A 2,365-nucleotide genomic window follows, 5' to 3' on the forward strand; every position below is an offset into this window, starting at 1 on the left:
TCAATCGTTTCCACAGGGGCATCGTCGGGTCGGATCTTGGCCACGTGAAAGAGGCCATCGGCTTCGTTGACGACAGGAAAATTGGTACGATCAACCAGTAGGCCCGCTTCACCCGCACGATCTGCTGTTACTGATGGCAGAGACGGTTTCGCCGCGAAGTCGGGCGTTATCTCCGCCGCGAGTCTCTCGGGCGGCATTTAGGGGTCAACATTTCCGGTGGCGACGGGGAAGTATAGCGCAATGTCCGTTTTGAGCAGTAAAGCGGACATATGGGATCTGCTCGACGAGTTCCGCTAATGACCCAAAGCGGACCCTCGAGATAGGGATGAAAAGGCATGGCATCGGAAATGAGGCCCCGACACCATGCCATCTGCCTATGCAGCCAAACTGTAGCACTCGCCTTCGGACGGCGCAGCGGCAGATTTTGCTGCGACGATCTGAACGAAGCGGCGCGCGCCGGTGAATGATGCCCAGGCCAGGATGCGGATGAAGCGCTCCTCATCCCGGTCATCGCCCAAGACGCCCTGGGCCAAACTTGCATCGACTTGGTAAGGTGCCTTGGCCAAAACAATCGCCAGCTTGGCGATGTCCCGATCCGCTCCTTGAAGTTCAGCGGTCTCTTCGTCGACCCAAGAACGGCTGATGGGCATTTGCTCACCGTTCCAGTCCTGTAATGCTGCGTCGACCGTCCGGCTAACCGCATTGGAAATAACGCTTTTAGCATTGCGCTCCACGGCTGCGGTCCACCGAGCGAGCGCGTCGGCTACGCGGGAGTTAGACTTCGCCCAGGCCATGTCGGCTGGCAGCGTCGCCGGCGGCAACAAAGATAGCGCCCGTCCGGGCTCCAGCGTGAGCCTGCGCGTAAACTCAAGCTCCGATCCGAACAGTCTCAAGGCGAGCGCCTTGATTGTCCGCAGGCCGAAGGGGGCATTGACGGGCGAGTCTTGCATAACGACGTGGCTGAAGCGGTTGATGTCGCTCATGCCCATCAGCGTGCCAAAAACCTCAGGCAGCTGGTCGGTAGTGAAGGGGTTCGGTGGAATGTAGTGATTGCCCGGCGTGGCAATCGCCCTCACCCACTCAAGACATTCACGCAAGCGTGCATTGGTCTCGGGCAGAGCATTCTGCTCGAAGATGTCACCAGCGGCTTCATGCTCTCCGCCAGCGTGCACGAGGCTGACCAGCATGTCCTCGCAATAGGGACAGTCGTTGATCTGCGAGAGCACAGCGCTGATAGCGTCCTTGGTGGTTCGGTCCACCTTATCCTCAACCAGCATAGCCTCGCGCCCACCTGTCCAGATGGCGGCCATGAGTTCGGGGACTTTGGAGCGGCTTGTCAGAGAACCGTTCTTGAAGAAGTCTTCTCTGATCATGTCATAGACCTGTTTGGTCAAGCCCTCCGCCTGGCGGGTGGGCACGGCGCTGACGAAGCGCATGGTCTTTACTGAGAGAGTATCGAACAACCAAAATCTGAGCTTTTCTGGCAACATGGTTCTGCTCCTTGGTTCGAGTTGAACTGTGCTGTTACCATTTCGGAATCGCGACCATAATTTCTAGTATAAAATATGTACCGACGGGTCATGAGTGCTGGGCGTCCCAGCAATACCTTTCTTCATCTATATTACTGATAATAATATTATAATTTAGAAAAGCACTCGTTCATGGTTGCTTTGCGCAGCACCGAACTTTCCCTGATTTCGGTACAAAATGTATACTAGAACATCGGCAGCCTACGGGCTATTTTCTTTCCCATGAGCAGTTACGGACAGTTTTGCCCAATCGCGAAGGCGTCGGAGATACTCGGTGAGCGATGGACGCACCTCATCATCCGCGAACTAGGCGCGGGCAGTGAGACCTTCAACGATCTGCGAAAGGGATTGCCGCTGATTTCGCCAAGCCTGTTGTCGTCGCGACTGAAGTCGCTAGAGGCTGCGGGCGTTGTGGCCCGGACAGAAACGGAGCGAGGTATCCGTTACACCCTCAGCGAGGCCGGGCGGGAGCTGAAGCCTATCATCCTGCAGGTGGGGGTTTGGGGGCATCGTTGGGTACGCAGCAAGCTTTCGCCCGAGGACCTCGATCCATCTCTACTAATGTGGGACATCCACAGGACAATTAATGCCGACTATTTTGGGACGGAGCGGACAGTTCTCCACTTCGAGTTCAGCGACTACGCGGCAAGGTTCCGGCGTTGGTGGCTTGTCGTCAAAGGTGGCGAAGTCGACGTTTGCATGAAGGATCCCGGCTACGACGTGGATCTGGAAGTGCTGACGGACTTAAGAACTCTAACTGCTGTCTGGATGGGCGATGTTGGCCTCGGGCAGACGCTCCGTGACCGGCGGATTAGACTGACCGGACGAACGCGGCT

The 2,365-nt window shown here is 56.7% G+C and carries 2 protein-coding genes; one reads left to right on the forward strand and one right to left on the reverse strand.

The features are described 5' to 3' along the window. Positions 1-374: 374 nt before the first annotated feature. The gene (locus AC33YF_RS13715) at positions 375-1,490 is read right to left on the reverse strand and encodes a carboxymuconolactone decarboxylase family protein (RefSeq protein ID WP_491777775.1); all 1,116 of its coding nucleotides are present in this window, start codon (positions 1,488-1,490) and stop codon (positions 375-377) included. A gap of 261 nt (positions 1,491-1,751) precedes the next feature. Here AC33YF_RS13715 and AC33YF_RS13720 point away from each other — a divergent pair. Further along, positions 1,752-2,365: winged helix-turn-helix transcriptional regulator (locus tag AC33YF_RS13720; RefSeq protein WP_491777776.1), on the forward strand; the 614-nt coding region annotated here is incomplete at its 3' end.

This window comes from Methyloceanibacter sp. (genome assembly GCF_058506495.1).

What these genes read in the sequence shown, in the direction of transcription:
- AC33YF_RS13715 (WP_491777775.1), bottom strand. Translation starts at nt 1,490, where the DNA reads ATGTTGCCAGAAAAGCTCAGATTTTGGTTGTTCGATACTCTCTCAGTA.